The sequence below is a fragment of the Pseudomonas fluorescens genome, from assembly GCF_902497875.1.
In the GTDB taxonomy this organism is placed as follows: Bacteria; Pseudomonadota; Gammaproteobacteria; order Pseudomonadales; family Pseudomonadaceae; genus Aquipseudomonas; species Aquipseudomonas fluorescens_BR.
The window spans coordinates 1-1167 of record NZ_CABVHY010000152.1 but is presented as its reverse complement, the minus strand read 5'-3'; the positions used below and the strand labels follow the sequence as shown (position 1 = coordinate 1167).

2 protein-coding genes and 1 pseudogene are annotated in these 1167 nt (G+C 55.5%); all 3 read right to left on the bottom strand.

Annotated elements, in window-relative coordinates; translation table 11 throughout:
• Positions 1 to 100 precede the first annotated feature (100 nt).
• Positions 101 to 256 (bottom strand): annotated as a pseudogene (locus tag F8N85_RS34365) (beta-ketoacyl-ACP synthase); the annotation flags it as partial.
• 70 nt (positions 257 to 326) lie between these two features.
• Entirely contained in the window at positions 327 to 581 is a 255-nt protein-coding gene (locus F8N85_RS34360; RefSeq protein ID WP_150802225.1) for a hypothetical protein, read from the bottom strand.
• Between the two features lie 36 nt (positions 582 to 617).
• Positions 618 to 1001: a DUF6124 family protein gene (locus F8N85_RS34355; RefSeq protein WP_150802224.1), complete on the bottom strand. Its 384-nt coding sequence runs from the start codon at positions 999 to 1001 to the stop codon at positions 618 to 620.
• Positions 1002 to 1167 lie beyond the last annotated feature (166 nt).

Genomic DNA, 1167 nt, shown 5'->3' with positions numbered 1-1167 from the left:
GATCGCAGCCTGCGGCAGCTCCTACACCGATCTCTGTAGGGGCTGCCGCAGGACGCGATCTTGGGGTCTTGATGTTCACTGCGCCATCCTGGCTGCTCGTTTACGACCAGCGCCGAAAGACCAGCGAAGTGTTGACCCCGCCAAAGGCAAAGTTGTTGTTCATCACATACTGGTTGCTCATCTGCCGGAATTCGCCGCACAGGTAATCGAGCTTGCCGCAGTGCGGGTCGACGTCGTCGAGGTTGAAGGTGTGGGCGCGTACAGGTCGCGGTACATCACGGCATCATGAAAACGGCGACCTCAGTGAAGTCGCTCGTTTTTCTGTTCTACGCCGAAACCTGCATCTGCAATCGTCGACCAATGACATCCATCAAATCGCAACCATCGCGCAAAGAAGTCACTAACACCCGCGCTAGCTCACTGTGAACGCCCTCGCTGAGCGCGAAGCTCTCCAGCAATTGAGTAGCGGTGCGGATGCGGTAGGCGGCGGTTTCGTGCAAAACGTCCAGTGGTGCTTCAGTGTCGATCAGCAACGATGCGATGGTGCAGTCGATGCCGGTGACAGGCATGTATCGATCCATGACAAAAAACCTACATTTGGTAAAAGAACGCACTACTCAGCGTTGGCTGGTTGACGGAGCCTCAGGCAACCCTTCGGGGAGGTCCAGGTTGTCTAGCGCTCGATTTACCAGTAACTCGCCCAGCACGGCCAGTTGCTGAATGGCCAACGCTACATTGCGGCGCGGGCCTTCCAGTTCGTAGGCGAGATCGGTGGTCATGGCATTCAGCGAAGCAAGGGTTTCACAGGCGTGACAGAGCAGGGATTCGGTGTCGACATTCGGGATGATGGTGAAGACGTGGCTGACAGGGGCGGGACGGCCTGGATTGCGCAGGCGGGCGCTGACATGGCGTTCGGTGATTTCGGAGAGCTGTGATAGATCGACGGTGTCGACGGGTGGATAGTCTGGCGATTCTGGGGCGTTTGGGGTGGTCTTTTTCATGCCGGAGCTCCTTGCAAGGTTAAGACGGTGCCAGTCTCATGTGGTCAACCAGGATTGGTTGAGGCTATACGTGAGTTGGCGGACCGGTAGATGTATTACCAGAAAATTCCATTTTATTAATCAAGTAAATGAACATCTGTGTAATTAAATGATTCCCGTGTGGCTG

Coding starts and splice junctions, on each gene's coding strand:
- F8N85_RS34360 (WP_150802225.1), bottom strand. CDS start 581: ATGGATCGATACATGCCTGTCACCGGCATCGACTGCACCATCGCATCG.
- F8N85_RS34355 (WP_150802224.1), bottom strand. CDS start 1,001: ATGAAAAAGACCACCCCAAACGCCCCAGAATCGCCAGACTATCCACCC.